Source organism: Psychrobacter sp. (assembly GCF_030454045.1).
Taxonomy (GTDB): Bacteria; Pseudomonadota; Gammaproteobacteria; order Pseudomonadales; family Moraxellaceae; genus Psychrobacter.
The window spans coordinates 16,606-41,458 of record NZ_JAKDJE010000004.1 but is presented as its reverse complement, the minus strand read 5'-3'; the positions used below and the strand labels follow the sequence as shown (position 1 = coordinate 41,458).

The following is a 24,853-nucleotide window of genomic DNA, read 5'->3' as shown; positions in this document are numbered from 1 at the left end:
GCAGGTTTTTTGAGGAAAAAATGCTATCAGAATATGGATAACCTAAACACTAACCCACTACCAAGCGCATCAGCTGGGTGCTAATATACCCGCCAAACGTCCCCACCGCATAGCCCATAATACCCAAAAACACACCAACAGGCGCAAGCGACGGATGAAAAGCCGTCGCGACAATCGGCGCAGAGGACGCACCACCCGTGTTGGCGTTGGAGCCAACTGCCAAAAAGAAAAACGGTGCGCGAATCAGTCTGGCAACAGCAAAGATAATCACGACGTGAATACTCATCCATAAAAAGCCGATAAGCAATAGCCGCCACTGCGAGACAATACCTGCCAAATTGATCTGCATACCAATTGCGGCAATCAGCACGAAGATAAATACGGTACCCATTTTGGACGCGCCCACATGGTCGAGTCTGCGAATCTTAGTAAAAGAAAAAATGACACCTAACAGAGTAATAATGACTACCATCCAAAAGAATGAACTGGCAAAACTATATTGCGCCGCCCATTTATATGGGGCAAAAAAGGCAGCAATTTGTCCACCAACAAAGTGCGCCACTCCTACCATGGCAAAGCACAAACCAAACATCACCATCAAATCATTGATGGTGGCTGGACGGGCATGATCGCGCTCATAGCTTTCGACGGCCTTGATAACTTTATCAATACTACTGGTATCCGCTCGTAAGAATCGATCGATCTTTGCGCTGTGTTTTGCCATTACTAATATTGCCAATAACCACAATGAGGCATTGGTGGCATCGACCAGAATCATCATACCAAACAAATCATCACTGACCCCAAACAGCTCTTTCATTGCCGCTTGGTTAGCTGCACCGCCGATCCAACTGCCTGCCACGGCTGAAAATCCACGCCATAACGTATCATTGAGGAACATTTCAGGCGATACCCACTTAGCTATTCCTAAACTAATGGGACCGCTAATAACAATAGCGATACTGGCGGCAAAGAACATGGCAATCGCTTTCCAACCCAATCCTAGTATTTTGGGAACATCCATGGATAAGGTCATCAATAGCAAACTGGCTGGCAGCAGATACGTCGCGGTAAATCCATAAATCTGTGAACCCACCCCATCGGCGAACACCCCTAAGCTATTCAAAGTAGCAGGTATAAAGCAGCACAGCACAATACCGGGCAATACCGCATAAAACCGTCGCCAGAATTTACCCGGCAAACCTTGGGTATAGAATACTAGACCAATGATTGCCATAATGATACCGAAAGCTAATGTCAGGCTATCAATTGCTAAAGAGGAGGTAGTAGGCATCAAGGCGCTCCGAGGCAAACAACTGGCAAAAGTGAATCAGTATAGACAAGCGATAAAACTCGTGCAAGCAGCCATGTCAATGATCTTAATAACTGCTGAGTTCTAAACGAATCATAGTTAGTCATTCCTGCAAAAGCTTAACTATACCATCAGCGAACAATGGGTCACGCACAAAAAAGCCAGATAACAAGTATCTGGCTTTTTACTACTTTAGACGATTAATTACGAATATTCATCGTCAGCTATAGCGATATTACGAGTTTTTACCACGGTTGCCACCGTTTGGACGACCTTGACCGCGGCTGTCAGAACGATTTGCCGGACGGCCTTGGCTGCCACTTGGACGACCACGACCAGTTGCCGCACGCTCACCATGTGGAACACCGTTGTTGTCGCCACGGCTTGGGCCACCAGTACGCTTACCTTGGTACGGCTTGCCACCTGAACGCTCACGTGGTTTGCCTTGGTATCCGCTGTCATTGCTCGCGCGTTGACCAGTTGGTGCGCCATTACTTGAACGGCCACGACCACCGCCGCTAGATTTGCCAGCGTAACCACCGCTTGAACGACCACGGCCACGACCACGGCCTTTACCTTTGTTTTCGCTAGGTACGTAGGTTTTCTTAGGCTCCATACCTTCAATAACACAGACTTCCATCTTGCGATCTAAGTAACGGTTGATGGCGGCCAATTGTGGACGATCATCCATGCTGCATAGGCTGATAGCCACACCAGTACGACCAGCACGGCCACAACGACCAATACGGTGGACGTAATCTTCAGTCTGACGTGGTAAGTCATAGTTGATGACGTGTGAGATTGCTGGCACGTCTAGGCCACGAGCCGCAACGTCAGTCGCTACTAAGATTTTTACCTTACCATTACGCAAATCTTGAACGATGCGGTTACGCTTGCTCTGTGGCAGGTCACCATGTAGGAAGCTTGCTTTATGGCCCGCTTCTTGTAGTTGTTTTGCCAATTTCTCAGTGCTACGTTTGGTTGCAGCAAAGATAATGATTTGATCCATCTCTTGTTGGCAAACGATTTTGTCAAGCAAGCGGTTTTTGTGATCAAAATCATCACAGTAGTACACTTTTTCTTCGATGTGTGCAGATTCTACTTTGATTGATACGCGCTCAGGGTTCTTAGTGAAGCTGGCAGCGATTTTACCGACTGGGCCATCCCAAGTTGCTGAACACATGACGGTCTGGCGATCCACAGGAGCGGCGCGCAAAATGTCACTGATATCATCAGCAAAACCCATGTCAAGCATACGGTCCGCTTCATCCAGCACCAACACTTCAAGGTTTGATAAATCCACACGGCCTGCTTTTATATGGTCAAGCAAACGACCAGGCGTGGCGACGATGACCTGTACACCTTTACGTAGGGCGGTGATTTGACCGTTATAAGGCGCGCCGCCGACCAAGGGCACACAGAACAAACCGCGCATGTCTTTAGAGTACGTACGGACACTGTCATGGACTTGCTGAGCAAGCTCGCGCGTTGGCGTTAGGATCAGTGCTTTGGTCAGTTTGTCAAAGCTGGTGGCACGGCTTAAGCGATCGAGTACTGGGATTACGAATGCTGCTGTTTTACCACTACCTGTTTGCGCTGACAATAAAAGGTCACGGCCGGCTAGTGCAAACGGAATGGCTTGTTCTTGGATAGGTGTTGGATTGGTATAACCGATGCGATCAAGCGCGGTCAAAATCGGCTTGGCAATATTAAGATCGCTAAAGGTTGTTTTGTCTTCTGAGGCCGCGTCTGTTGCTGCTTGAGCAGTAGCGTCAGTATTAGAGGTGTCAGTGTTTGCAGTAGTGTCGTTGCTTTCGATGATACCGTTTTCAGCGGCAATTGCAGATAAGATGTCAGTCATAGGAATCCTTGGTAAGTATAAGCTGCTGTAAATTCAGCAAACTTGATGCATACCACTGATAACCGTTCATCACGCCGCCTTTATTAAGTAGCTATCGAATCACAAAAAGTGTCGATAATCCGCATCCGAGCCAATTGGGCTCAGAATAATAATAAGTGCTTTCGTACTGTCTGACGTATTTTGGTGGTAGTGCCGAGTGTCTTATCCATGTTTGATATACGCGCATTATCGATACTTTATCCAAAGTAGATAATCGCAAACAGCAACCAATCTAGACCCTATATAGGTCAGTAGATAAGATATGAGTCAAAAATAACGAATATATTTGAAAGGTTATTTAAGCACACAAAATCATCGGCAACAATTACTTATGGTCATCCTAGACCCAAAATCGCAGGCGATGTTATCAATCTCATAATTCACGAAAGCCTAAGCTTGCGTGGCGACGCAGTATAGCACAATAAAAAATTATGTGTAGCCATTTATTCAATTACTGAGTAAATAGCCCGAATAAGTCCTCTATTGAGCATGCTAAACGTCTCATTCAACAAAAAATCGGTGATTATTTGACTACTTTAACATCCGTGACATAAGTCGGCAGCTGCCATGCCCCGCCCGCTTCGATAAGACGGCACAGTCCAGTGGTGCTTTCATGGCTTTTCTCAAACGCGCGGCCCGTCCACACCCAATCGACTTGACTCATACAGTCGCCAATACCGCGACCTTTTTGTACTGAGCTAAGCTTACCTTTGTCGTAATTGGTGGCGCTAGTCGTCACCAAGGTTGGCTTGTAGGGCTTGCTATCATTGATCACCCACACCCCACTACCAGCGTTGTAAGCGGCTGTCCAGCAATCGTGCTGTGCAAGTAGCTGTGAATCATTGAGCCGATTGACTTGCCAAGATGAATCATCTGATAGATTTGGACAATCCGCGTCCGCATCTTTCATGGTTCGTTTCATTAGGGATGCCAATTGAGAAGATCTCATCACAAACTTTTTGCTATTATTGGTATCAGATTTTCCGGCAGGCTCTACAAAACGTAGTACAGGTACTGCTTTAGGGGGTAAGACATTACTATTAGATTTGGTCGCATTATCATGGTTCATCAGCGCACTTGGCGTACCCACGCGTCCTTGGACATCATCGGCCTTTAACATGACCGCACTAGCTCCTCTGTCTGAGAGTTGCCAGCGCGAGTTACGTAATGCGAATGTGATTTTGCTTGATCGCTGAAGGGCGCTAACTAAGGCGGTAACTTGCGTTTGAGTAAGCTCAGCATGGCCTGTTGCCGCAGAATATGGTTTGGTTTCACCATAGTTTCTATCGTTAATAAACAAAGAGATACGGTGGCGGTTGCCAAGCTGCATGAGAGCTTTAGAGGAGCTGTCTTTGGTACCACCAAGCTTGACTTTGCCATCTACAGCGGCGTTTGCCCCTGCACGGCGGGTCAATAAGACAGAGACAGGAAATTCACTATTATTTTCTGCTTGATAGCCTGCTATCCGGCAAGTACGGGTATTATCACAGACCACCTGCCAATCTTGGCTGGTAAACTCAGTTTCAGTTTTGGCGTTCACCATACTTGCTGTACCAAACAAAGCCATACTAACTGCTGCAAGCATAGGTAAGCGCATTTTATTATTGTGTTTCATAATCTATTACTCATCAATTAAATAAGTATAAACACCTGTCGATTACGGTGATAAGCGGTTATCTTAACGCACCAATGTTTCTATCTGTTGTACTAATGTACCATTGTGTAAACACAAAGGAAAGTAAGTGGCTGTATTTATATTCATTTAATTAAATTAAATACAATAAAATCAGGCTGATAAGAGATTTACTTATCAGCCTGATTTCATTCCTAATTGTCACTAATTAAGACCATTCAATGGGTGTGATCTTATAAGTTAATCAATAGGTTTTAACTCTAGGTCTATAGCACGCTTGACGGCAGGTCTCTCAGCAATTTTTTTCGCCCAGCGCTGTATGTGTTTGTAGTCTTGTACTTGCAAAAACTCTGCCGCATCATATAGCTTGCCAAGTACCAACTGTCCATACCATGCCCAAATAATCATATCGGCAATATTATAATCAGCCTCATCATTACCGCATAAAAGTCTTCTCTTGTAATCAATGTTACGATTTTGCTGTGAGTGATGACATATCACCTAATGATTCAAGCCTATCAGGGTATCTCGTTACCTTGAGCTACTTTTATTACGATACAAGCTTTCTTATACTACTCAACTTATATCGCGCATTCTGGCAGCTCTGATTGTCAGAGGCGATTTTTTTGACTTCATAATGAGATACCCAATGGGATTGACATGCTAACGCTCACCCCAACTCAAAATAAATACCTACCCTATGTGTTAGCAGTGGCGCTATTCATGCAAATTCTGGATGCCACTATCCTGAACACCGCACTGCCGCAGATGGCCTTGGCATTAGATGAGTCACCGTTAAAAATGCAGTGGGCCGTTATCAGCTATGCATTGACCTTGGCAATTTTTATTCCAATTAGTGGGTTTTTGGCAGACAAATACGGTACGCGCCGCGTTTTTCTCTCCGCTATTGTGATATTTTGCATCGGTTCACTGCTGTGCGCGATGGCGTCCACATTGAACTTTTTGGTGGTATCACGGGTGATACAAGGTATTGGCGGCGCTATGATGACCCCAGTTGGGCGCTTGATTTTGGTAAAGTCCTACCCGCGTAATCAGTTATTAACGGTAATGAATTTTGCAGTAATTCCTGCCTTGGTCGCGCCTCTGGTTGGACCCTTGCTTGGCGGGTATTTGGTCCAATATGCCAGTTGGCACTGGATATTTTTGATCAATATTCCAATGGGCGTGGTGGGGTTTGTCATTGGCAAAAAACTCATACCTGCGCTGTTTGGGGATAAGCAGTCTTTAGACTGGGTCGGTTTTGGGCTGTTCGCATTGGGTGCGTGCGCGTTGACGTTAGCGGTTGAGATGGGTTCAAAAGTGGGCCACGGTTACAATACGCTATTGCTAGCTGCCGCATCGATTGGTTTTTTACTGACCTATGTATGGCATGCTAAACGCCATGTTGCGCCGCTATTTTCTTTGACACTCTTTAATGTGCCTACTTTTCGTATTGGTATTACTGGCAATCTATCCACGCGTATTGGCATCAGTGCCGTGCCTTTTTTATTACCATTACTATTACAAGTCGTGTTTGAATACACACCTTCGCAGGCAGGCTGGTTATTAGCACCCATTGCAGTTGGTGCACTTGGGATAAAACCCTTTGTCAGCAAAATTATTCAGCGTTATAGTTACCGTACCGTATTGGTATACAACACCCTTATTTTGGGTTTACTGATCATTGTACTAGGACAGTTCTCAGATGCGGCGCAGTGGCCATGGATGATCCCGGTGCTGATTGTGATTGGTGTTTGTAACTCAATCCAGTTCAGTGCCATGAATACCATCACTATCGGCGATTTACAAGGGGCACAGACCAGTAGTGGCAACAGCTTAATGGCCGTCAATCAGCAAATGGCAATCGGCTTGGGTATTGCCTTTGGTGCCGCATTACTAAACTTATTACGTGATCGGTTTCAAGTGGATACCCTACAAGCTTTTCAAATCACTTATTGGGTGCTGGGCGGCTTTACTATTCTCTCAGGGCTGGGTTTTTTACGGCTAAAGCCAGAGGATGGTCGCGGTCTGTACTAATGAGAGAAAATACTATGGCGATAGAAGACGTATTTCTTGAAAACTATGCCGCGTTGATGGCTGTTTGGGAAAACTCTGTTCGAGCAACCCATGACTTTATCACAGAAGAAGATATTGCCTTTTTTTAGACCTATCATCATTAAAAAATGCTTGCCTGCATTGACCCTAAAATGTATCAAAGACGGTAATGGTTCCATGCTGGGCTTTATTAAAATAAAGGGTTCAAAGATTGAAATGCTATTTGTCACAGATAAGGCAAGAGGAAAAGGCATCGGTAAACAGCTGTCGTTTTCCGCTCACCATTTGACGATATGGGCAAACCTTTTCCTATTCTCCATATAACCCTTTATCCCTGTACAAAAAATCCTGTATAAAAAAGTAAGACACAAAAAAGCCAGCATAATCGCTGGCTTTTCATTCGGTTTTATTATCGGCTAGACTAAGCCAATCGTTTAAGGTGTCTCGTCATCATTGATTTGTGATTGAATATAGCGTTCTGCACCAATACTTTCGATCAAATCTTCCTGCGTCTCTAGCCAGTCTTGATATTCTTCACTGCCATCTTTTAACGTGACCAACAGCTGGCGAGAGACATAGTCAGACTTTGTCTCGCACAAGGTGATTGCATCGGTGATGATATCAAATTTTTGCTTCTCAAGGCGCAGATTGCACTCAATCACTTCTGGTACATCTTCCCCAACCAACACCTTACCAAGCTCTTGTAAGTTAGGCAAACCATCCAACAACAAAATGCGTGCGATCAAATCGTCTGACCATTTCATCTCAGCAATCGACTGCTTATAAAGTGAGTCATTTAGAGATTCTAATCCCCAGTGACGGGCAATACGTGCGTGCAAAAAGTACTGATTAATAGCAATCAATGACTGTCCAAGTACTTTGTTAAGTGCGCGGATAACCTCTTTATCCCCTTTCATTGTCTCTCTCCCTTTCATATTTGTACTAAGTGTTATGTTTTATTTATATCTATGATGATATCAAACAAGATTGGGAGTGACTTCAGCCACTTGGGTTTGTAGATAATTAGGCAGACCAATCATGTCAATTAAGCGCAACTGTTGCTCAAGCCAATGCGCATGGTCTTCTTCAGTATCTTTTAGCTGCTCAACCAGCATCTCACGTGTGACATAGTCGTGTTCTGCTTCACAAAGCGCAATGCCTTCTTTTAGATGTTTCTGTACTTTATATTCTAAATCAAGATCAATCTGTAGCATCTCAGGAACCGTGCTGCCGATATTGATCTGATCGATCGTCATGTTGGGTGTACCACTCAGCATGAGAATGCGACGAATAATCGCCTGCGCATGCAGTGTCTCATCTTCCATTTCATGATGGATACGATCGTACAATTTGCCATAGCTCCATTCAGCATACATCTCTGAGTGGATAAAATACTGATCACGTGCCGCCAGCTCACCGCCCAATAAGAAATTCAAATAATCAATAACTTTTTGACTGCCTTTCATAATGTACACTCCTCTATATGTTTTTACCGATCTATATATTCATATATTTACATATAAAGATACCTGAATACGTAAACTGATCAGTAAAGAGTAAAATCTATCGAACGTCTTACAATTTTAGACAGATATAGTAGCATACAGTCGCTACATCGCATGTAATGTTGTGAACTAAGAATGAGATGCTAATTGAGAATTGTAATTAACCACAGCAGTTAAGCACAATATTTGATGTAGAGTGGTAGCAACGATGCTGGCGTATCGATGAGGTTATATGGACGCTTATGACCTATTCTTTATGTATAATAAAATTATATATTTATAATTTGGAATATATTTCATCGGATGGTCAGACCCAAGATAACGGGGTTTGGTTCAAAAGCGCCTAGACAGCATACGCTAAGACATCGAGTGCTGCGTGATGTTCGTCTAAGTAATCATTGACCATAGGCTCACAGCATCCACAGCAAGTTGCAACGTCGAGCGTGTCTTTTAGACCATCGAGCGTATCGACACCAGAGGCAATGGCTGCTTTGATTTGCTTTTCTTTGACGTTATTACAGATACATACGTACATGGATTGGCTCCTCTGAATACCACTATTCGATAATTGCTGTGCACTACTGAGTGATTGATAAGATCATGGGTGAAAGCTGCTAACGATCATTGGCTGTGATGTATTATTAAACACCACGTTTATTCTATGCAGTATAATAACGATAACTATTATCATTTTCAATCACATTCGGTATATTTATCAGTCACAGCATTGTCTCAGGTTATACATTTGTGTAAGCGGATATAAGTGTGCCTGTAACCGAATATTGTGAAAGGTAGTAAATTTACGATGAACTGTAATTTTGATTATTTTTTAATCGATTTTATGAATAACTGCTGGTATATTGAACCCCTATAAACGAAGCACACTGGAATTTTTCTATGTCTGATAATAATTTTACGATACGACCTATTGATCTATTTAAAGTCTTATCTGATCCGACACGTCTAAAAATATTTCAAATTCTTTTCAAAAAAGAAGCCCGTTGCGTGGGTGATCTGGTAGACATACTGGATCAACCACAACCAACGATATCGCGTCACCTGAACCATTTGAAGAAATTGGGTATTTTGAGCTATGTGCGTGATGGCACATGGATGTGGTATGAAGTCGCTGATGATTTGCCAGAATGGTGTCAAGATATCTTGAATATTACTTATGACCAGCTCTTGCCTAATGAGTCAGATAGCGACGCATCAAAGCTTGCCTAGATAGCGCGGCTATTTAGGATGGTTGTCTGTGGTACAGATGACTCGACAAACTAAAAAAACCTACATAAATGTGTAGGTTTTTTTAGTTTGCTTACTCTGATCTGTTATAAAGGACAAAAAGTAAACGCCGAGCCCTATGCCAAGTCTAAGAAGTCGCTGATAAACGCATTGGCTGGATGATGTATCAACTCCTCTGACGTTCCTACCTGCTCTACTCGCCCTTGATTCATCACGACGATCTCATCTGATACCGCACGCGCCTCTTCTTGGTCATGAGTCACCATGATACTTGTGATGCCAAGCTCATGATGGATATTTTTTAGCCACGTGCGCAGCTCCTTACGTACTTTGGCATCTAACGCACCAAATGGCTCATCTAGCAATAGTAACTTTGGTTTTACTGCCAGTGCACGGGCTAAGGCAATTCGCTGACGCTGACCACCTGATAGTTGATGTGGGTACGCATTAGCGACTTGTGGCAGCTGCACCAACTCTAACAGCTCAGCCACGCGCTTATTGATATCCGCCTTACTAGGTCGCTCATTTTTTGGTAGCAACGTCAATCCAAAGGCAACGTTATCCGCGATGCTCTTATGACGGAACAACGCATAATGCTGAAACATAAAGCCAATATGACGCTTTTGTACTGGCGTATTGGTGACATCCAGCTCATCAAACAGTACCTGTCCAGAGTCGGCATATTCCAGACCCGCAATGATACGTAGCAATGTGGTCTTACCGCAGCCTGATGGGCCTAGCAAGGTCGTCAGCTTGCCAGTTGGCACAGTAATATTGATGTTATCTAAAGCCGTAAAGTCACCAAATTTTTTATTAACGTTGCGAATCTCAATGCTCATAATGGTATCTCTTATAATATCTTTTGTCGTATTGAGACTGATGTCTTAACGACTGTGTCAATATGATTGAACAACCCTGAATACTTACCCAAACAACTTATAGCTTACTAGTACTCTCAGCCGTTGACGTCGTTGCATTGGCACTCGCTGGTAGCTCAGGGGCAGCCGCCAAACGTTCAGACTTAGCAAATTTACGCTCTTGCATTTTGGTCATGACTTGCTGAATCAATAGCGTCACTAAGGCAAGTGCGGCAAGTAAGCTCGATAAGGCAAATGCAGCGGTAAAGTTATAATCATTATAGGCAATCTCAACCAACAGCGGTATGGTATTAGTCTCACCGCGAATATGACCAGATACGACACTGACAGCGCCGAACTCCCCCATCGCACGTGCATTGGTCAAAATCAAACCATATAGCAGCGCCCATTTAATATTAGGCAATGTCACATGCCAAAAAGTCTGCCAGCCTGTCGCACCCAAGGTTAATGCGGCTTGCTCTTCAGAGTCGCCTTGGGTCTGCATTAGTGGTATCAGCTCACGTGCAACAAAAGGAAAGGTGACAAATAGCGTCGCCAAAATAATACCAGGTACTGCATAGATCACCTGAAAACCCATGCTCTCAAGCCATCCACCGATCGTAGAATTCAAACCAAATAGAAGTACGAACATCAAACCTGCGACGACGGGCGACACAGAAAATGGCAAATCAAGTAACGTCGTCACCAGCTGCTTACCTTTGAACTGATAGCGTGTGACCAACCACGCAATCGCAATACCCATAACCATATTAATCGGTAAAACAATCGCCGCTGTGATCAATGTGAGTTTGATGGCTTGGAGCGCCTCAGGGTCAACCAATGATGCAAGATATAACTGCCAGCCGTTTTTAAATGCCTCATAAAACACAGCCAGTAAAGGAATGACCAACATCAAAACCATAAATAATACGGCAATGACAATAAAAGTGCGGCGGATCCATGGCGTGTCTTTGGTCGCAGCGTTGCTTTGGTAGTCGTAGCTATTAGATATTTGCATATTAGCGAGCTCCTACGCGGTGCGACAGTTTCCACTGCATGATATTGATGGTCAATAAAATCGCAAACGATATGAGTAGCATAAACAGTGCAACCGCAGAAGCACCTTGAACATCAAACTGCTCAAGTTTACTGATGATAATGAGCGGTAAAATCTCAGACTGCATCGGAATATTACCTGCGATAAAAATCACCGAACCATACTCGCCAGTGGCACGGGCAAACATCATACCTGCGCCCATGAGTAAGGCCGGCAGTAGTTCTGGCAAAATTACTTTGCGAAAGGTGGTTAAGCGATTGGCACCCAATACGGCGGCAGCTTCTTCAAACTCAACCGACAGCTCAGCGAGTACTGGCTGTACGGCACGAACGATAAAGGGAAAGCTCACCACAACCAATGCCAACCAAATACCTATCGGCGTAAAGGCGACCTGAATATCGAACTTGGCAAACCATTGACCAATCAAGCCATTGGGGGCATAAAGGGTGGCAAGCGAGATACCCGTCACTGCGGTTGGTAAGGCAAAAGGCAAATCAACCAAGGCATTAATTAACGACTTGCCCCAAAACTCATAGCGGACAAGTACCCACGCGACAAGCGTACCAAAGACCATATTGGTCAGCATCGCCAAAAACGACATCCATAGGCTCAGCTTGATAGCCGCCGTCACTTGTGGCTGAGTGATGGTTTCCCAAAAACCCGTCCAGCCCATCTGGGTTGTGGTATAAGCCATCATAGCGAACGGTAAGACCACCAATAACGACAAGCTAAAGACAGTAATGCCCATGCTCAGACCGAACCCAGGCAGCACGTTACGCTGACGCAAACGTGTTAGCCACCCTTTTTTATTAGCGGGTTTACGGGCAGAAGAAGATGTTGCACTCATAGTGATGTCCTATTGCCTAACTGATGGTACTTAGCGAGGGTGCTCACTGTAAGACCATTATTATCACAACTGTTATTAAAATTATTATTGGTCGGCTTACAATATAAAGGACATAGTACGTATGACCATGTCCTTTATGGGATACTTCGCGGCTTTTATATAAACAGCGGCATTACGATAGATGGTATGACTGCTATTTATATGAGGCTAGCCAGCCGTTACTGCGGGGCATTAACAGCCAACTGATCAAACACACCGCCATCACTGAAGTAAGTGCTCATGATCTCATCCCATGTGCCAAAGGCATCGTTCGGGCGGAAAGTCTCAACAGGTGGCAATTTGTCACTGTTTTTGTCAAGAACGCTCTTAACGCTAGGACGTAAGTATAAATCGGCTGCTAGTTGCTGAGCAGGCTCACTCCACAAGTAGTCAAGATACGCTTTGGCCGCGTCTGTGGTACCTTTTTTGTCTGTTACCGTCTTCACGACAGCCACAGGGCTTTCTGATTTGATTGAGTATTTTGGATAAACGATGTCTACTTGACCGGCACCAAAGTCAGTTGCAGCAAGGTTGGCTTCATTCTCAAAAGTCACTAGTACATCACCGATACCGCGCTGTACGAAAGTCGTTGTCGCAGCGCGGCCGCCATTTTCATAAACTTTGACGTTTTTGAGCATGTCTTTAACGTAGCCTTTAGCTTTTGTTTCATCTTGATCAAAAGCATGGAGGCCATACCCATAAGCACCTAAGAAGGCATAACGACCATTACCCGTCACTTTTGGATTGGCCATGACAATCTCAACACCATCTTTGGTCAAATCTTCCCAGTCTTTGATATTTTTTGGATTGTCTTTACGTACCAAAAATACGATCGTACTAGTAAACGGCACTGCATTGTCAGGGAATTGGCTTTCCCAATCTGAATCAACCAAACCTTCTTTTTCGAGCAGCTCAATATCTGAGCCTTGGTTCATGGTCGCCACATCTGCTTGTAGACCATTAGCCACAGACAATGCCTGTTTGCTTGAGCCACCATGTGACTGCTTGATAAGAATCTTGCTGTCTGGATGCTCAGCTTTATAATGCTCAACAAACAAAGGGTTGTAGTCTTTGTAAAAGTCACGTGCTACATCATAAGAGACATTGAGTAGCTCAATATTTTGTCCCTCTGTCGCTGCGGCACCATCAGCTGCCTCAGTCGTCTCGCTGTTGCTACAGCCAGTTAGACCCAATGTCAAAGCAACGCCTGCGATACTCAAGGCACTAAGGGTTTTGCTCTTTTGTTGATAACGAGCTACGTCTGTCATAAATACCTCAAAGATGTCAGTTGTGTAATGCAAGTATGCTAACAGCGCCATCTTATTATGTTTAATGATGAATATGCGTATGTTATTGCCAAAAGGGAATAACAAGTAGGCAAAACCAATTATATCAATAAGTTGTTTAAATACTTTGCATATATAACTAGCTGTTTGCTAGTCGATGAATTCCCTACTGGCAAGCGCCTGATATGTATTGCACGCGCGTCACTTGCCAGTGAGGACACAAGCCCTGCTACAAACCAAAACTCAATGACTAAATAGCTAAATAACTACTTAGTACGTGCCAGCTGATCGAAACGACCACCATCTACAAAGAAAGTATCCATAATCTCTGCCCATGGGCCAAAGACGGCGACAGGCTCAAACGTGTCCATATTAGGCAACGTGTCTTTGTGCGCAGCAAGGACTTGCTCATCACTTGGGCGCATGTACATCTCTGCCATCAGCTCTTGGGCAGGCTTGTCCCACAAGCCTTTTAGATAGGCATTTGCGGCTTTGGTTTTGCCTGCTGTGTCAGTTACAGCAGTGACGACTGCCACTGGATTAGCAATCTCAATCGAGTAGCTTGGATAAACAATATCGACCTGACCTTTAGCGAATTGCTGAGCAACCAAATTGGCCTCATTTTCGGTAGTGATGAGTACATCGCCCAGGACACGCTGGGTAAAGCTGGTCGTCGCAGCGCGCGCGCCATTGTCATAAGTGACCACGTTTGCCAACAGTTTTTTGATAAAGTCATTGGTTTTAACCGGGTTGTCACTGCTGTTTTCTTTAAATTGATGCAAGCCATAGCCGTAAGCCCCCAAAAAGGCATAACGTGCCGTACCACTGGTCTTGGGATTGGGCGTGACCACATCGATATCGTTACGGGCTAAATCTGACCAATCCTGAATGTTTTTTGGGTTACCTGCACGAACCAGTAGCACCATAGTGCTGGTGTACGGCACGGCATTATTTGGTAGTGCTTGCTGCCAGTCAGAAGCGACTAGACCTTTCTCAACCAACAGATTTATATCACTCTCTTGGTTAAAGCTCACCACATCTGCTTGTAGTCCATTGGCAACAGAGAGCGCCTGCTTACTAGAGCCGCCATGCGATTGGTTGATATTGACCTTACTGTTTGGATGGGTTTTTTGATAATCAGTGCTAAATAGCGCGTTATATTCTTTATAAAAGTCGCGAGATACATCATAGGAGACATTGAGTAGATTGACATCCTGCGTCTCACCATTAGCATTGTTTGCTGCTTTGTTTTGCGCCCCTTCGGTTGGACTACAAGCTGTCATCATGATCGCTGCTGCAAGTATACTGCTGGTGGTAAGTACACGTGCTTTTATATGTTTATTATTGGTTGGCTGGATGCTAGCCATGCGGAATTTTTGGAATTTTTTTTGCATGATGCTCTCGATAAAGGTGGTAGAAGCGTTTTGTCAAAATTCTGATCATCATAGGGCTTACAATCATTTGAGCTTGGTTCTTTTGACTTTTACTCTGTTGATTTCGGTTTTCGGATGATGAAAGTTATGCTAGCAGCATAAATAGCAAACGCTTAGTGACGAATCCGCTTATCAAGTCCTGATGTTGGCATAAGCACTTAGCATATACTCTTAGGAAATTATGAGAAACGAGAGGTAAATCAGTACAGGCAGATTTATTAAGTAGACTATCATTTATCTAGTCTGTACCATCCTTTTATAGGATACTCTCAGCACTAATGCTGTATTTATTTGACTGTTTTATTTGACCAAAGGCCTTTTTATGATTCTTTTGTCCCATCGCTTTCACTCTGCTGCTGCACTAACATTGATGGCCACTACGATGGTCACTAGCCTAGCTGCTTTAACGGGTTGTCATAGCGTGATACCCACAGTGAAAGATTCTACGCACCGTGCGGTAGCGGTTCACCCAACTCCAGTGGACGTTATCAGTGATGTTATAAAAGACGATATTTCTGGCGATTATGCTTCTGCAGATTATGACAAACGTGCACAAGGATATGACTGGGTTGGCGTGATGGTACGTGCAGAGAGTGATCGACAAATCGATATAAAAGTTCGCTCACGTAGCGATATCAAAAAACAGACTTGTCAGTTTGATGGTAAGGCGACATTAATGGGGCAAGACGCGGCACACGGTACGATTTTTGAGGCGCAGGCAAATGACAGCACCGTCTTTTTTCAATTTAAAGACAATATGCTGACGATTGATAGTCCAGATAGATATGCGCTGAATTATTTTTGCTCAGGCGGTGGCTCACTTACGGGAGAGTATCAAAAGCTGGTAGAAGATTTAGAGATTTGATAGATCACGCTAACTGCGGTGAGAGATGCTAAAAATGATAAAAACAAAAAGGTGCCAGACTCATTGTATGGCACCTTTTTAGTTTTGATATCGCGTTGATGTTTTATGCTGACGCGCTGGATCTATACCGCAGAGGCGCCCGTGAGTTTAACCTCAGCGCGCTCTTCGCGAGCGATGCTGCCGTAGTAGTTGCGTAGTATCTCAAGCACTTCTGGACGGCTAAAGTTCTCTGGTACTTCCATGTCTTCTGATAGCGCTTTACGCAGCTTGGTACCTGATACTTTAACGTGTTCAGACGCGTCATGCGGGCAAGTCTTGTCAGATGCCATCGCATTACAAGCATTACACCAGAACGTCCAGCCAATTTTTAGCGGCTGGGTGATGAGATCGTCTTTGCCAACCTGTTCAAAAATGGTTTGCGCATCAAACGCGCCATAGTAATCGCCTACACCAGCATGGTCGCGACCAACGATCAGATGGCTACAGCCATAGTTTTGGCGGAATAACGCGTGCAGTAAGGCTTCACGTGGACCAGCATAGCGCATATCTAGCGGATAACCCGCTTGAATGACCGTGTCTTGTTTGAAGTAATTATCAATCAAGGTTTTGATGGCTTCTTGACGTACTTCTGCTGGAATGTCACCTGGTTTTAGTGCGCCGAGCAATGAATGAATCATCACACCATCGCAGATCTCAATCGCGATTTTGGCCAAATACTCATGTGAGCGGTGCATCGGGTTACGCGTTTGGAAAGCCGCCACAGTCTGCCAGTTTTTCTCTTCAAAGATTTGACGTGTTTGCGCGGGCGTTTTATAGATACCAGGATAACGCGTTGGGAATTCGCCCTCGCTCAGTACTTCTACGCTACCTGCAATATTGACATCATCTTGATCCAATACTTGCTGGACACCTGGATGCTCTGGATCTGTGGTGGTAAAGACTTGCTGGCACTCGTGTTCTTTATCAATGGTATAGGTCTCTTCTACTGTCAAGATGCCCATAACTTCGCCATCTTGTGCGACCAATGCGACTTTGTCGCCTTGACTCAAACTATCCGCCGTCGCTTTTGGTGCAGACAAGGTGATCGGTATGGGCCAAAACAAACCTGCATTATCCCCACTTTGCAAGCGCATGTTATCAACCACACCTTGCCAATTGGCTTGATTCATAAAACCATTTAATGGTGTAAAGCCGCCAATACCGAACATGATCAGATCACCACGCTCACGTGAGCTTAAGGTAATGGTTGGTAAGGTGCTGGCAAGCTCTAATGCTTGCTCGCGTGCGTCGCCTTCTAACAACAGTGGTTTAAGCTCGGCACTGCCATGTGGTGGAACCAGCTTTGATTGGGATTGAGTTTGGCTTTGGGTCTGAATCTGGGTCTGAGACATATCGTTATTAAAACCTCTTATTAGAAAGAATGGTTGGAAGAGATGAGCAAAAATACGAAAGTGATTAAATATACAAAACTGAGAAGAAAGCCGTCGATAGATAAGAAGTAGCGTACTAGCGATCAGGCGTTAAATTTGATAAGCATAGGCTACCTAACTTTCGTTATGAAAATTTATGCTGTGTTTGGATATGGATATGTCTGAAAGGAATTTATGTTTATAGATAGAAGCTTATATGATGTGACCCTGAATTGTTTAAATGGCGATTTGTGGTAAAGTCTATCACCTACGAGCACAGATATTAGATTGCTGCCATCGCTGCTTTTAAGACTAAAAACAAAACTGAGATTACGTCATGTATCAATATAATTACGCTGACCAGACGTTAGTAGACGAACGAGTTGCCCAATTTCGCGACCAAACTGAGCGATTTTTGGCAGGTGAGCTGCCAGAAGAGCAGTTTTTGCCATTACGGTTGCAAAACGGCTTGTATATCCAGCGTTATGCACCGATGCTCCGTATTGCCATTCCTTACGGCTTGCTTGCCAGCTATCAGCTACGCAAATTGGCTGAGATTACCCGTAAGTACGATAAAGGCTATGGGCACATGACCACCCGTACCAATATTCAGTTGAACTGGCCAAAACTAGAAGAAGTGCCAGATATTTTGGCTGAGCTTGCGACAGTACAGATGCATGCCATCCAAACCTCAGGCAACTGTATTCGTAACACCACAACCGATCCTTATGCGGGTATCCATAAGGAAGAAATCGATGACCCACGCCCTTATTGTGAGATTATCCGTCAGTGGTCAACCTTTCATCCTGAGTTTGCCTTTTTACCGCGTAAATTTAAAATTGCAGTGATCGGTACCGAAGCGGATCGCGCGGCAACGCAAGTCCATGATGTGGGTCTACACATCGTCAAAAACGACGCAGGCGAGCTTGGCTTTGAAGTCATCGTTGGCGGCGGCCTCGGGCGTACCCCTATTATCGGCAAAACGATTCGCAAGTTCTTACCGCGCGAGCATTTGCTCAGTTATCTTGATGCGGTTTTGCGCGTCTATAATTTGCATGGTCGTCGTGACAATAAATACAAAGCCCGTATCAAGATTTTGGTCGACAGCTTAGGCGGCGATCAGTTTGCCAAACTGGTAGAGGCTGAGTGGGAGGCGCACACCAAAGACGGTCCGCTGACCTTGACGGATGACAATTTTGACACCGCTGCCAGTTACTTCAGTATGCCTGATTATCAGTCATTTGATGCGCTCGCAGTACAGTCTGAGCTACAACAACAACTAAACGCTGATAAAGACTTTGCCAACTGGTATAACCAGAATACTGTGGCACATAAGGTGGACGGTTACCGTGCGGTAGTGATCTCTTTAAAAGCCGGACTGGTAGACGGTCGTTATGTGCCATCAGGTGACTTGAGTGAGGCGCAAATGGATGCGCTTGCCGATTTGTCTGATCGTTATAGCTTTGGTGAGTTGCGCGGTACGTATCAGCAAAATCTGGTATTCGCTGATGTGCAAACCAATGAGCTTTATGAATTGTGGCAGCAGCTATCAGATTTGCATTTAGCACGCGCCAATATCAACACCTTAACCGACATGATTGTCTGTCCAGGTTGGGATTATTGCTCACTCGCCAATGCTACTACGCATAATATTGCTGAGCAAATCGAAAAGCAGTTTGATGATTTAGATTACTTGTATGATCTTGGCGATATTCGCCTGAACATGTCAGGCTGCATGAATGCCTGCGCCCACCATCACACAGGGGATATCGGTATCTTGGGTGTGGACAAAAAAGGCGAGCACTGGTATCAGATTAGCCTTGGCGGTAACTCTAGTAATGACGCCAAATTGGGCAAAATCTTAGGAAAAGCGGTGCCAGCGGATGATGTGGCCAGCACCTTACAAACCATTTTAGATGTTTATCTCGATATACGCGGCACTAACGAACAAGATGTTGAGGGTTTTGGTGACGTGATTGACCGCGTTGGTATCGCCCCCTTTAAGGAGAAGGTCTATGGCTAATCATCATGTGCTCGATAGCCATGGCGCAGACATCAGTGGCGAAGATACTTGGCAAGCGCTAGCGACAGCGCAGCTGCCTGACGGTATCGCGTTATCAAACCTGACCTTACTTGAGCTGTTACACAAACAAGAAAAAGTTGATGTACTTGTCCCATTAGCAGATTTATTAAATGCTGATGGAAAACTGGCAAACGGTTTGCTAGAGCAAGTATTGGATATCCTCAAGCAGCACAGCAGCCGATTGGGTGTGTGGATTACGTCCAACACCGATGCTGATGATCTGCCTGATGTAAAAGACTTTTTATTGACGCAAGATTTGATCGTGATTCATGTCCCAAGTTTTGTGGACGGTCGCGGTTTTAGTTTTGCACAGACCCTGCGTCAGCTTGGTTATGAAGGCGATATTCGTATGGCAGGCGCGTTTGGTCGTGATCAAATCGCTTATTTGCTGCGCGCTGGTGCGACCAGCTTTGTACTCAATGAGCATGATGCTAAATCTGATATTAGCCAAGCCTTCACTGCCCTAGCCAGTAGCTATGATGGTCGAGACGCTTCAGCATTACCGATGTTCTCAAAAACCTAAACTCAATATTAAAGAACCATTTTTATAGTAACTATTATTAAGGAATGTATTATGAGCCAATTACACCCAAACCTAGATATCGACCAAGCAAACCAAGATTTGCAAGGTAAATCACCTGAGCAAATCGTTGAGTGGGCATTGACGCAAGCCAAAAACCCAATCATCACCACCAACTTCCGTCCTTATGAGTCAGCGATCTTGCATTTGGTTGCCAAGCAGCGCCCTGACATCACGGTATTGTGGGTAGATTCAGGCTATAACACCGATGCGACCTATCAGTTTGCCAACAAATTGATTCGTGATCTTGATCTCAACGTCGTGACGTATATTCCAAAACAAACCGCTGCCCATCGTGACGCCACCATGAATGGCATCCCAGGCATTGACAACCCGCAACATGGCGAGTTCACTGAACAAGTGAAACTTGAGCCATTCCGCCGCGCCCTTGCTGAGCTAAAGCCTGATGTATGGTTTAACGCGATTCGTAAAGACCAAACCGAGTTCCGTCAAAACCTTGATGTCTTGAGTATGTCTAAAGATGGCGTATTAAAAGTAGCACCATTGTTTGAAAAAACCGATGCTGATTTGGACGTGTACTTAGATGAGCACAACTTGCCAAACGAGCATGACTACTTTGATCCAACTAAAGTAGAAGAAAGCCGTGAGTGCGGATTGCACACGCAGTTGTAATTTTTGATAATTGCTCACAGCATTCGTTAAAAACAAAAAAGCCCTCTCATTTTGAGTGGGCTTTTTTGTTTTACTATTATGAGGAAACGTAAGAATCGTTTGTTATATTATTGACGACCATATCGGCAATTAATAACGTTACTTGCGACCTAACACCCAACCACCCGCCATCAAGACATTTGCGCCTTGCATATAATTAGAATCATCAGATGCCAAAAACACAGCAAGTGCAGCAATCTTGCTTAATAAGATGTGGAATCACCATTTTTGAAGCCAGATAAGGCGCTTTGACATTAATTGCCATCAATTTATCGTAAAAATTTTCTTCTAGCTCAACAGCATTGTCATAAGCATTATGAATACCAGCACCGTTATACAAAATATTAATCTGACTATAGGTCGTCAGTGCTTAATCAACCACTGCTTGAATATCACTCTTTTGCGTCACATCAGATTTTACGAAGATGGCGTCTTGATTGTTATCTGTAATATCTTTGACGATTCGATTGCCGTCTTCCTCATACAATCGCGACTATTCCTATTAGCCAGAAAAATATCAATGAATATTTCAAAAACGAATATACTAATGCCAATTCAATGGGCGCACGAATGAGCGCAATGCACCATAATGGCGCCATGAAGTCATAACAATAAATCGATGGTGATGCTATGAACACGTTTCCCCTATTTTTTAAATTAGACGGCCGCAAAGTGCTTATCGTGGGCGGCGGCGAAGTGGCACTGCGTAAAGCTGATTTGCTCAGTCGTGCGGGTGCGTGTATTACCATCGTATCGCCCGATATCAGCCATGAGATACAAGCCTTGCTTGAGGGTAGCAAGCACGAATTGATTTACGAGAATTATCATAAGACCTATATGTCAGGCGCACGCGTGATTATTGCTGCCACTGACGATGAAACGCTTAATCATGAGATTCACGCCGACGCGACTGCGCTCAATATCCCCGTCAATGTGGTCGATACACCACCCTTATGTGATTTTATTTTTCCTGCCATTATTGACCGTAATCCAATCGTCATCGGCATTTCATCCAATGGTAAAGCGCCAGTGTTGGCGCGTCTATTAAGAGCACGCCTTGAGACATTGATTCCACAAGGCTATGGCAAGCTGGCCAAGCTGGCAGGTGATTTTCGCAGCGAGGTAAAGTCCAAAATACCAACGCTGACGGGACGCCGCCAATTTTGGGAGTGTGCGTTTGAGGGTCAAGTCAGCCAGCTGATGTTTGCTGGTAATGAAACCGAAGCGGCTGCTCAGTTGCAAGCGGATTTAGATAGTACTGCCGCTGCTATTCATGATAAAGCCCATGCTGCGGAAAATACAACGCCTACGCTATCAGACGAGTCAGAAAAAAAATCACCCCCCGTTGGCGAAGTCTATATCGTTGGCGCAGGCCCTGGTGACCCAGAGCTTTTGACATTTAAAGCGCTGCGTTTGATGCAGCAAGCCGATATTGTCTACTATGACGCATTGGTATCGCCACAAGTGCTGGATCTTTGCCGCCGTGATGCAGACAAAGTGTTTGTTGGTAAAAAACGCAGCAACCATACGGTCGCGCAACTGGGTATCAATGAGCTGTTGGTCAATAGCGCCAAAGAAGGTCGGCGTGTGGTGCGCCTAAAAGGTGGCGATCCATTTATCTTTGGTCGTGGCGGTGAAGAAATTGAAAGCCTGCGCGCTCATGGTGTGCCGTATCAGGTCGTACCAGGGATCACCGCGGCCAATGCTGCTGCCAGCTATGCGGGGATTCCCTTAACGCACCGTGACCACTCGCAGTCGGTACGCTTTGTGACTGGCTTTTTAAAGGCAGGCATGCCTAATAGCAACTTTAAAAACTTCTTAAATACTGATGAGACTGTTGTCTTTTATATGGGTCTACATTCGTTGGCACGTTTAACCGAAGGCCTGATGGACGCTGGTCGCAGCGCTGATACGCCGATTGCCGTTGTCTCAAATGCCAGTATGCCCAATCAGCAAGTCCTAACAGGTACGCTTGCCAGCATCGTCAGTCAGCAAGAAACCGCTCAGCTGCCGACACCCGCCCTGCTGATCATGGGGGATGTGGTCGCGCTGCATGATAACTTGGCTTGGTATAATCAATACAATCAAAACAGTGGCCCTTCAGATGAAAACTGGCTGCGCGGCGGTAATGCCACCACACCAAAGACAGCAGCCGTCGGTCAACAAGCACATGCACTGTCGATGGTGACCTCGTTAGATGAGAGCAGTCACGACACCTCAAGCCGTCAGTAGTCCGCAACACCAAATCGCCAGACATATCAAGCACCACTTAAAAAGCCATACTGACTGATATCAAGTATGGCTTTTTTGGTTGATGATAGCACTCACGCATTTGGCATATCACCCGCTACAATCAGGTCAACGCAATATCAGCAAAACGGACGCATTCTTGTTAAAATAAAGGTTCTCTTTTATCCATGATTAGCCGCTGCCTATGCCTGCCTCTCTATCGTCATCCATTTCTGATATCGACATCTTACCCCCGCGTCCACTCACGGTCTTACACACATCCGACTGGCACTTAGGACGCAGGCTCTACGGACGTATGCGCTATGAGGAGTTTGAAGCGTTTTTGGCATGGCTTTATGACACCATTATTAGTCATCAAATCGAGGTATTGATCGTGGCGGGGGACATTTTTGACACCATGACCCCAAGCAATCAGGCGCAAGCTCTGTATTATGAGTTTTTGGGTAAGGTGTCAGTGACTTGCTGCCAGCATATTGTCATTGTCGCAGGCAACCACGACTCCCCCACCTTTTTGGACGCCCCAAGCAAAGTCCTTAAATTTTTAAATGTGCATGTCATCGGAACCGCTTGTGAGGACTTGGCGGATGAGGTGCTGGTTTTGCATGACCGTGACAACCAGCCGCAGTGCATCATTGCCGCTGTCCCTTATTTGCGCGATCGGGATGTGCGTAGCTCGCGTGCTGGCGAGTCTGCAGATAGTAAAGACGCCAATGTTATCAAAGGTATTCGTACCCATTACGATGAAGTAGCAAGCATTGCGAAAGAACAACAGGCAGAATTAATAAAAATTCATCACCGGCGTATTCCCATCATTGCCACAGGGCATCTATTCGCCGCAGGTGGAAAGACGACTGATGATGATGGCGTGCGCGAGCTGTATGTGGGTAATTTGGGCCAAGTCTCTGCGGACACGTTTGCTGACTGCTTTGACTATGTGGCGCTGGGACATCTGCATGTGCCGCAGCGGGTCGGCGGCTGTGAGCATATCCGCTATTCAGGCTCACCCATTGCGATGGGTTTTGGGGAAGCAAAACAGCAAAAACAGGTATTACTTGTACAGTTTGGTGCTGCAGATGGCTTTAATAATGAACACGAAAGTCAAGAAGATAAACATGCGAACGCTACAATCGAGAGCGCCCCTTCTCAACTTGCCAGCAAAGCGGCTACTGTCAAAACCGCAACTGCTAAAAAGCCAATAGAGAAAACGGTTAAAAAGACAGTTGGCCAAGCCGAGCTGTTCATGGATGACTTGTTTGGATTTGATGAGTCATTAGAAGATAAGCAAGTAGAAAAAACGATTGTCACCAATGTCACTTCTGCTCAGCAAGAGCAAAAAAATCAATCATTAGATACCGATATCCAATATAAAACACTGCACCGCGATGAATCCAATCAAATGCAAGTAGTATCCCTACCAATCCCCAAATTTCAACACTTAGCGCAAATCTCTGGTGACCTCGCAGCGATTGAACACACGATTCAATCACTAAGCACGACCGACAGCATTTGGCTAGAAGTCATCTATACGGGGGATGAGATCGTTAGCGATTTGCGAGAGCAGGTGCACGCCATGGTAGATGGACTGCCTTGTGAGGTGCTCAAAATTAAGAACACCCGCACTTATAATAAAGTGCTCAATCAGCAGCAAACCTCGGAAACCTTGCAGGATTTAAACGAAATGGACGTGTTTGAGCGCTGCTTGATGCTAAATGTTATCCCTGACTCGCAAAAAGACGCGCTCCGCAATGCTTATGGTCAAATACTGCACGACCTCCAACATGAGGACAAACAGGCCAAATAGTGCCGTTAGTCCTCACATTTCCCA

At 45.0% G+C, this 24,853-nt stretch carries 23 protein-coding genes; 9 read left to right on the top strand and 14 right to left on the bottom strand.

Going from position 1 to position 24,853, the window contains the following annotated elements; genetic code table 11:
• Nucleotides 1–49: 49 nt before the first annotated feature.
• The 4 genes from L0G63_RS01440 to L0G63_RS01425 form a co-directional block, all read right to left on the bottom strand.
• Nucleotides 50–1,294, bottom strand: coding sequence for a DUF819 domain-containing protein (locus L0G63_RS01440; protein WP_301449058.1), 1,245 nt, complete (start codon nt 1,292–1,294; stop codon nt 50–52).
• 253 nt (nt 1,295–1,547) lie between these two features.
• Complete coding sequence (locus tag L0G63_RS01435; protein ID WP_301449057.1) at nt 1,548–3,173, bottom strand: DEAD/DEAH box helicase; 1,626 nt, start codon at nt 3,171–3,173, stop codon at nt 1,548–1,550.
• 562 nt (nt 3,174–3,735) lie between these two features.
• Nucleotides 3,736–4,827 (bottom strand): DUF1176 domain-containing protein, encoded by a 1,092-nt coding sequence (locus L0G63_RS01430; RefSeq protein WP_301449056.1) that lies wholly within the window; start codon nt 4,825–4,827, stop codon nt 3,736–3,738.
• 258 nt (nt 4,828–5,085) lie between these two features.
• Complete coding sequence (locus tag L0G63_RS01425; protein WP_301449055.1) at nt 5,086–5,253, bottom strand: hypothetical protein; 168 nt, start codon at nt 5,251–5,253, stop codon at nt 5,086–5,088.
• Between the two features lie 252 nt (nt 5,254–5,505).
• Here L0G63_RS01425 and L0G63_RS01420 point away from each other — a divergent pair, with 252 nt between their 5' ends.
• Together L0G63_RS01420 and L0G63_RS01415 are read left to right on the top strand one after the other, a co-directional pair.
• Entirely contained in the window at nt 5,506–6,882 is a 1,377-nt protein-coding gene (locus L0G63_RS01420) for a DHA2 family efflux MFS transporter permease subunit (RefSeq protein WP_301449054.1), read from the top strand.
• A 90-nt stretch (nt 6,883–6,972) separates the two neighbouring features.
• A complete protein-coding gene (locus L0G63_RS01415) occupies nt 6,973–7,224 on the top strand; it encodes a GNAT family N-acetyltransferase (protein ID WP_301449053.1) in 252 nt (83 codons plus the stop codon).
• 110 nt (nt 7,225–7,334) lie between these two features.
• Here L0G63_RS01415 and bfr (L0G63_RS01410) read toward each other — a convergent pair whose 3' ends face one another.
• From bfr (L0G63_RS01410) to L0G63_RS01400, 3 genes are all read right to left on the bottom strand, one after another.
• A complete protein-coding gene (bfr, locus tag L0G63_RS01410; protein WP_301449052.1) occupies nt 7,335–7,817 on the bottom strand; it encodes a bacterioferritin in 483 nt (160 codons plus the stop codon).
• Nucleotides 7,818–7,877: 60 nt separating this feature from the next.
• Entirely contained in the window at nt 7,878–8,366 is a 489-nt protein-coding gene (gene bfr / locus L0G63_RS01405) for a bacterioferritin (RefSeq protein WP_301449051.1), read from the bottom strand.
• A gap of 382 nt (nt 8,367–8,748) precedes the next feature.
• Nucleotides 8,749–8,940 (bottom strand): bacterioferritin-associated ferredoxin, encoded by a 192-nt coding sequence (locus L0G63_RS01400; protein ID WP_075107600.1) that lies wholly within the window; start codon nt 8,938–8,940, stop codon nt 8,749–8,751.
• 362 nt (nt 8,941–9,302) lie between these two features.
• Between L0G63_RS01400 and L0G63_RS01395 the strand changes: the two genes are divergently transcribed.
• The gene (locus tag L0G63_RS01395) at nt 9,303–9,632 is read left to right on the top strand and encodes a helix-turn-helix transcriptional regulator (protein WP_301449050.1); all 330 of its coding nucleotides are present in this window, start codon (nt 9,303–9,305) and stop codon (nt 9,630–9,632) included.
• Nucleotides 9,633–9,766: 134 nt separating this feature from the next.
• Here the strand turns inward: L0G63_RS01395 and L0G63_RS01390 are convergent, their stop codons facing one another.
• The 5 genes from L0G63_RS01390 to L0G63_RS01370 form a co-directional block, all read right to left on the bottom strand.
• Nucleotides 9,767–10,489: a sulfate/molybdate ABC transporter ATP-binding protein gene (locus L0G63_RS01390; RefSeq protein ID WP_367618346.1), complete on the bottom strand. Its 723-nt coding sequence runs from the start codon at nt 10,487–10,489 to the stop codon at nt 9,767–9,769.
• A 97-nt stretch (nt 10,490–10,586) separates the two neighbouring features.
• Nucleotides 10,587–11,525 carry a sulfate ABC transporter permease subunit CysW gene (cysW, locus tag L0G63_RS01385; protein ID WP_301449049.1) on the bottom strand — a complete coding sequence of 313 codons (939 nt, stop codon included), beginning with the start codon at nt 11,523–11,525 and terminating at the stop codon, nt 10,587–10,589.
• A 1-nt stretch (nt 11,526) separates the two neighbouring features.
• On the bottom strand, nt 11,527–12,411 hold the full coding sequence (gene cysT, locus L0G63_RS01380) for a sulfate ABC transporter permease subunit CysT (protein ID WP_301449048.1): 885 nt from the start codon (nt 12,409–12,411) through the stop codon (nt 11,527–11,529).
• A gap of 218 nt (nt 12,412–12,629) precedes the next feature.
• A complete protein-coding gene (locus L0G63_RS01375; protein ID WP_301449047.1) occupies nt 12,630–13,718 on the bottom strand; it encodes a sulfate ABC transporter substrate-binding protein in 1,089 nt (362 codons plus the stop codon).
• 284 nt (nt 13,719–14,002) lie between these two features.
• The gene (locus L0G63_RS01370; RefSeq protein WP_301449046.1) at nt 14,003–15,130 is read right to left on the bottom strand and encodes a sulfate ABC transporter substrate-binding protein; all 1,128 of its coding nucleotides are present in this window, start codon (nt 15,128–15,130) and stop codon (nt 14,003–14,005) included.
• A 361-nt stretch (nt 15,131–15,491) separates the two neighbouring features.
• Here L0G63_RS01370 and L0G63_RS01365 point away from each other — a divergent pair, with 361 nt between their 5' ends.
• The gene (locus L0G63_RS01365; RefSeq protein WP_301449045.1) at nt 15,492–16,034 is read left to right on the top strand and encodes a hypothetical protein; all 543 of its coding nucleotides are present in this window, start codon (nt 15,492–15,494) and stop codon (nt 16,032–16,034) included.
• 122 nt (nt 16,035–16,156) lie between these two features.
• On the opposite strand, the gene sat is transcribed toward L0G63_RS01365, so the two are convergent.
• Complete coding sequence (gene sat, locus L0G63_RS01360) at nt 16,157–17,425, bottom strand: sulfate adenylyltransferase (RefSeq protein ID WP_301449044.1); 1,269 nt, start codon at nt 17,423–17,425, stop codon at nt 16,157–16,159.
• A gap of 355 nt (nt 17,426–17,780) precedes the next feature.
• Here sat and L0G63_RS01355 point away from each other — a divergent pair, with 355 nt between their 5' ends.
• From L0G63_RS01355 to L0G63_RS01345, 3 genes are read left to right on the top strand one after another with little or no spacing between them, the layout of a single operon-like run.
• On the top strand, nt 17,781–19,466 hold the full coding sequence (locus L0G63_RS01355; RefSeq protein ID WP_301449043.1) for a nitrite/sulfite reductase: 1,686 nt from the start codon (nt 17,781–17,783) through the stop codon (nt 19,464–19,466).
• Complete coding sequence (locus L0G63_RS01350) at nt 19,459–20,049, top strand: DUF934 domain-containing protein (RefSeq protein WP_192993100.1); 591 nt, start codon at nt 19,459–19,461, stop codon at nt 20,047–20,049. The genes L0G63_RS01355 and L0G63_RS01350 overlap by 8 nt, the downstream gene beginning before the upstream one ends.
• 51 nt (nt 20,050–20,100) lie before the next feature.
• Entirely contained in the window at nt 20,101–20,739 is a 639-nt protein-coding gene (locus tag L0G63_RS01345; RefSeq protein WP_301449042.1) for a phosphoadenosine phosphosulfate reductase family protein, read from the top strand.
• A gap of 205 nt (nt 20,740–20,944) precedes the next feature.
• Here the strand turns inward: L0G63_RS01345 and L0G63_RS13670 are convergent, their stop codons facing one another.
• Nucleotides 20,945–21,127 (bottom strand): SDR family NAD(P)-dependent oxidoreductase, encoded by a 183-nt coding sequence (locus tag L0G63_RS13670; RefSeq protein WP_367618348.1) that lies wholly within the window; start codon nt 21,125–21,127, stop codon nt 20,945–20,947.
• A 281-nt stretch (nt 21,128–21,408) separates the two neighbouring features.
• On the opposite strand from L0G63_RS13670, the gene cysG reads away from it, so the two are divergent.
• Together cysG and L0G63_RS01335 are read left to right on the top strand one after the other, a co-directional pair.
• Entirely contained in the window at nt 21,409–23,010 is a 1,602-nt protein-coding gene (cysG, locus tag L0G63_RS01340; RefSeq protein ID WP_301449041.1) for a siroheme synthase CysG, read from the top strand.
• Between the two features lie 202 nt (nt 23,011–23,212).
• Entirely contained in the window at nt 23,213–24,829 is a 1,617-nt protein-coding gene (locus L0G63_RS01335) for an exonuclease SbcCD subunit D C-terminal domain-containing protein (RefSeq protein WP_301449040.1), read from the top strand.
• Nucleotides 24,830–24,853: the final 24 nt, after the last annotated feature.

What these genes read in the sequence shown, in the direction of transcription:
- L0G63_RS01425 (WP_301449055.1), bottom strand. Translation starts at nt 5,253, where the DNA reads ATGATTATTTGGGCATGGTATGGACAGTTGGTACTTGGCAAGCTATAT.
- L0G63_RS01375 (WP_301449047.1), bottom strand. Translation starts at nt 13,718, where the DNA reads ATGACAGACGTAGCTCGTTATCAACAAAAGAGCAAAACCCTTAGTGCC.
- L0G63_RS01395 (WP_301449050.1), top strand. Translation starts at nt 9,303, where the DNA reads ATGTCTGATAATAATTTTACGATACGACCTATTGATCTATTTAAAGTC.
- L0G63_RS01365 (WP_301449045.1), top strand. Translation starts at nt 15,492, where the DNA reads ATGATTCTTTTGTCCCATCGCTTTCACTCTGCTGCTGCACTAACATTG.
- L0G63_RS01350 (WP_192993100.1), top strand. Translation starts at nt 19,459, where the DNA reads ATGGCTAATCATCATGTGCTCGATAGCCATGGCGCAGACATCAGTGGC.
- L0G63_RS01415 (WP_301449053.1), top strand. Translation starts at nt 6,973, where the DNA reads ATGACTTTATCACAGAAGAAGATATTGCCTTTTTTTAGACCTATCATC.
- cysG (WP_301449041.1), top strand. Translation starts at nt 21,409, where the DNA reads ATGAACACGTTTCCCCTATTTTTTAAATTAGACGGCCGCAAAGTGCTT.
- L0G63_RS01355 (WP_301449043.1), top strand. Translation starts at nt 17,781, where the DNA reads ATGTATCAATATAATTACGCTGACCAGACGTTAGTAGACGAACGAGTT.
- L0G63_RS01420 (WP_301449054.1), top strand. Translation starts at nt 5,506, where the DNA reads ATGCTAACGCTCACCCCAACTCAAAATAAATACCTACCCTATGTGTTA.
- bfr (WP_301449052.1), bottom strand. Translation starts at nt 7,817, where the DNA reads ATGAAAGGGGATAAAGAGGTTATCCGCGCACTTAACAAAGTACTTGGA.
- L0G63_RS01435 (WP_301449057.1), bottom strand. Translation starts at nt 3,173, where the DNA reads ATGACTGACATCTTATCTGCAATTGCCGCTGAAAACGGTATCATCGAA.
- cysW (WP_301449049.1), bottom strand. Translation starts at nt 11,525, where the DNA reads ATGCAAATATCTAATAGCTACGACTACCAAAGCAACGCTGCGACCAAA.
- L0G63_RS01400 (WP_075107600.1), bottom strand. Translation starts at nt 8,940, where the DNA reads ATGTACGTATGTATCTGTAATAACGTCAAAGAAAAGCAAATCAAAGCA.
- sat (WP_301449044.1), bottom strand. Translation starts at nt 17,425, where the DNA reads ATGTCTCAGACCCAGATTCAGACCCAAAGCCAAACTCAATCCCAATCA.
- L0G63_RS01430 (WP_301449056.1), bottom strand. Translation starts at nt 4,827, where the DNA reads ATGAAACACAATAATAAAATGCGCTTACCTATGCTTGCAGCAGTTAGT.
- cysT (WP_301449048.1), bottom strand. Translation starts at nt 12,411, where the DNA reads ATGAGTGCAACATCTTCTTCTGCCCGTAAACCCGCTAATAAAAAAGGG.
- bfr (WP_301449051.1), bottom strand. Translation starts at nt 8,366, where the DNA reads ATGAAAGGCAGTCAAAAAGTTATTGATTATTTGAATTTCTTATTGGGC.
- L0G63_RS01345 (WP_301449042.1), top strand. Translation starts at nt 20,101, where the DNA reads ATGAGCCAATTACACCCAAACCTAGATATCGACCAAGCAAACCAAGAT.
- L0G63_RS01335 (WP_301449040.1), top strand. Translation starts at nt 23,213, where the DNA reads ATGCCTGCCTCTCTATCGTCATCCATTTCTGATATCGACATCTTACCC.
- L0G63_RS01390 (WP_367618346.1), bottom strand. Translation starts at nt 10,489, where the DNA reads ATGAGCATTGAGATTCGCAACGTTAATAAAAAATTTGGTGACTTTACG.
- L0G63_RS01370 (WP_301449046.1), bottom strand. Translation starts at nt 15,130, where the DNA reads ATGCAAAAAAAATTCCAAAAATTCCGCATGGCTAGCATCCAGCCAACC.
- L0G63_RS01440 (WP_301449058.1), bottom strand. Translation starts at nt 1,294, where the DNA reads ATGCCTACTACCTCCTCTTTAGCAATTGATAGCCTGACATTAGCTTTC.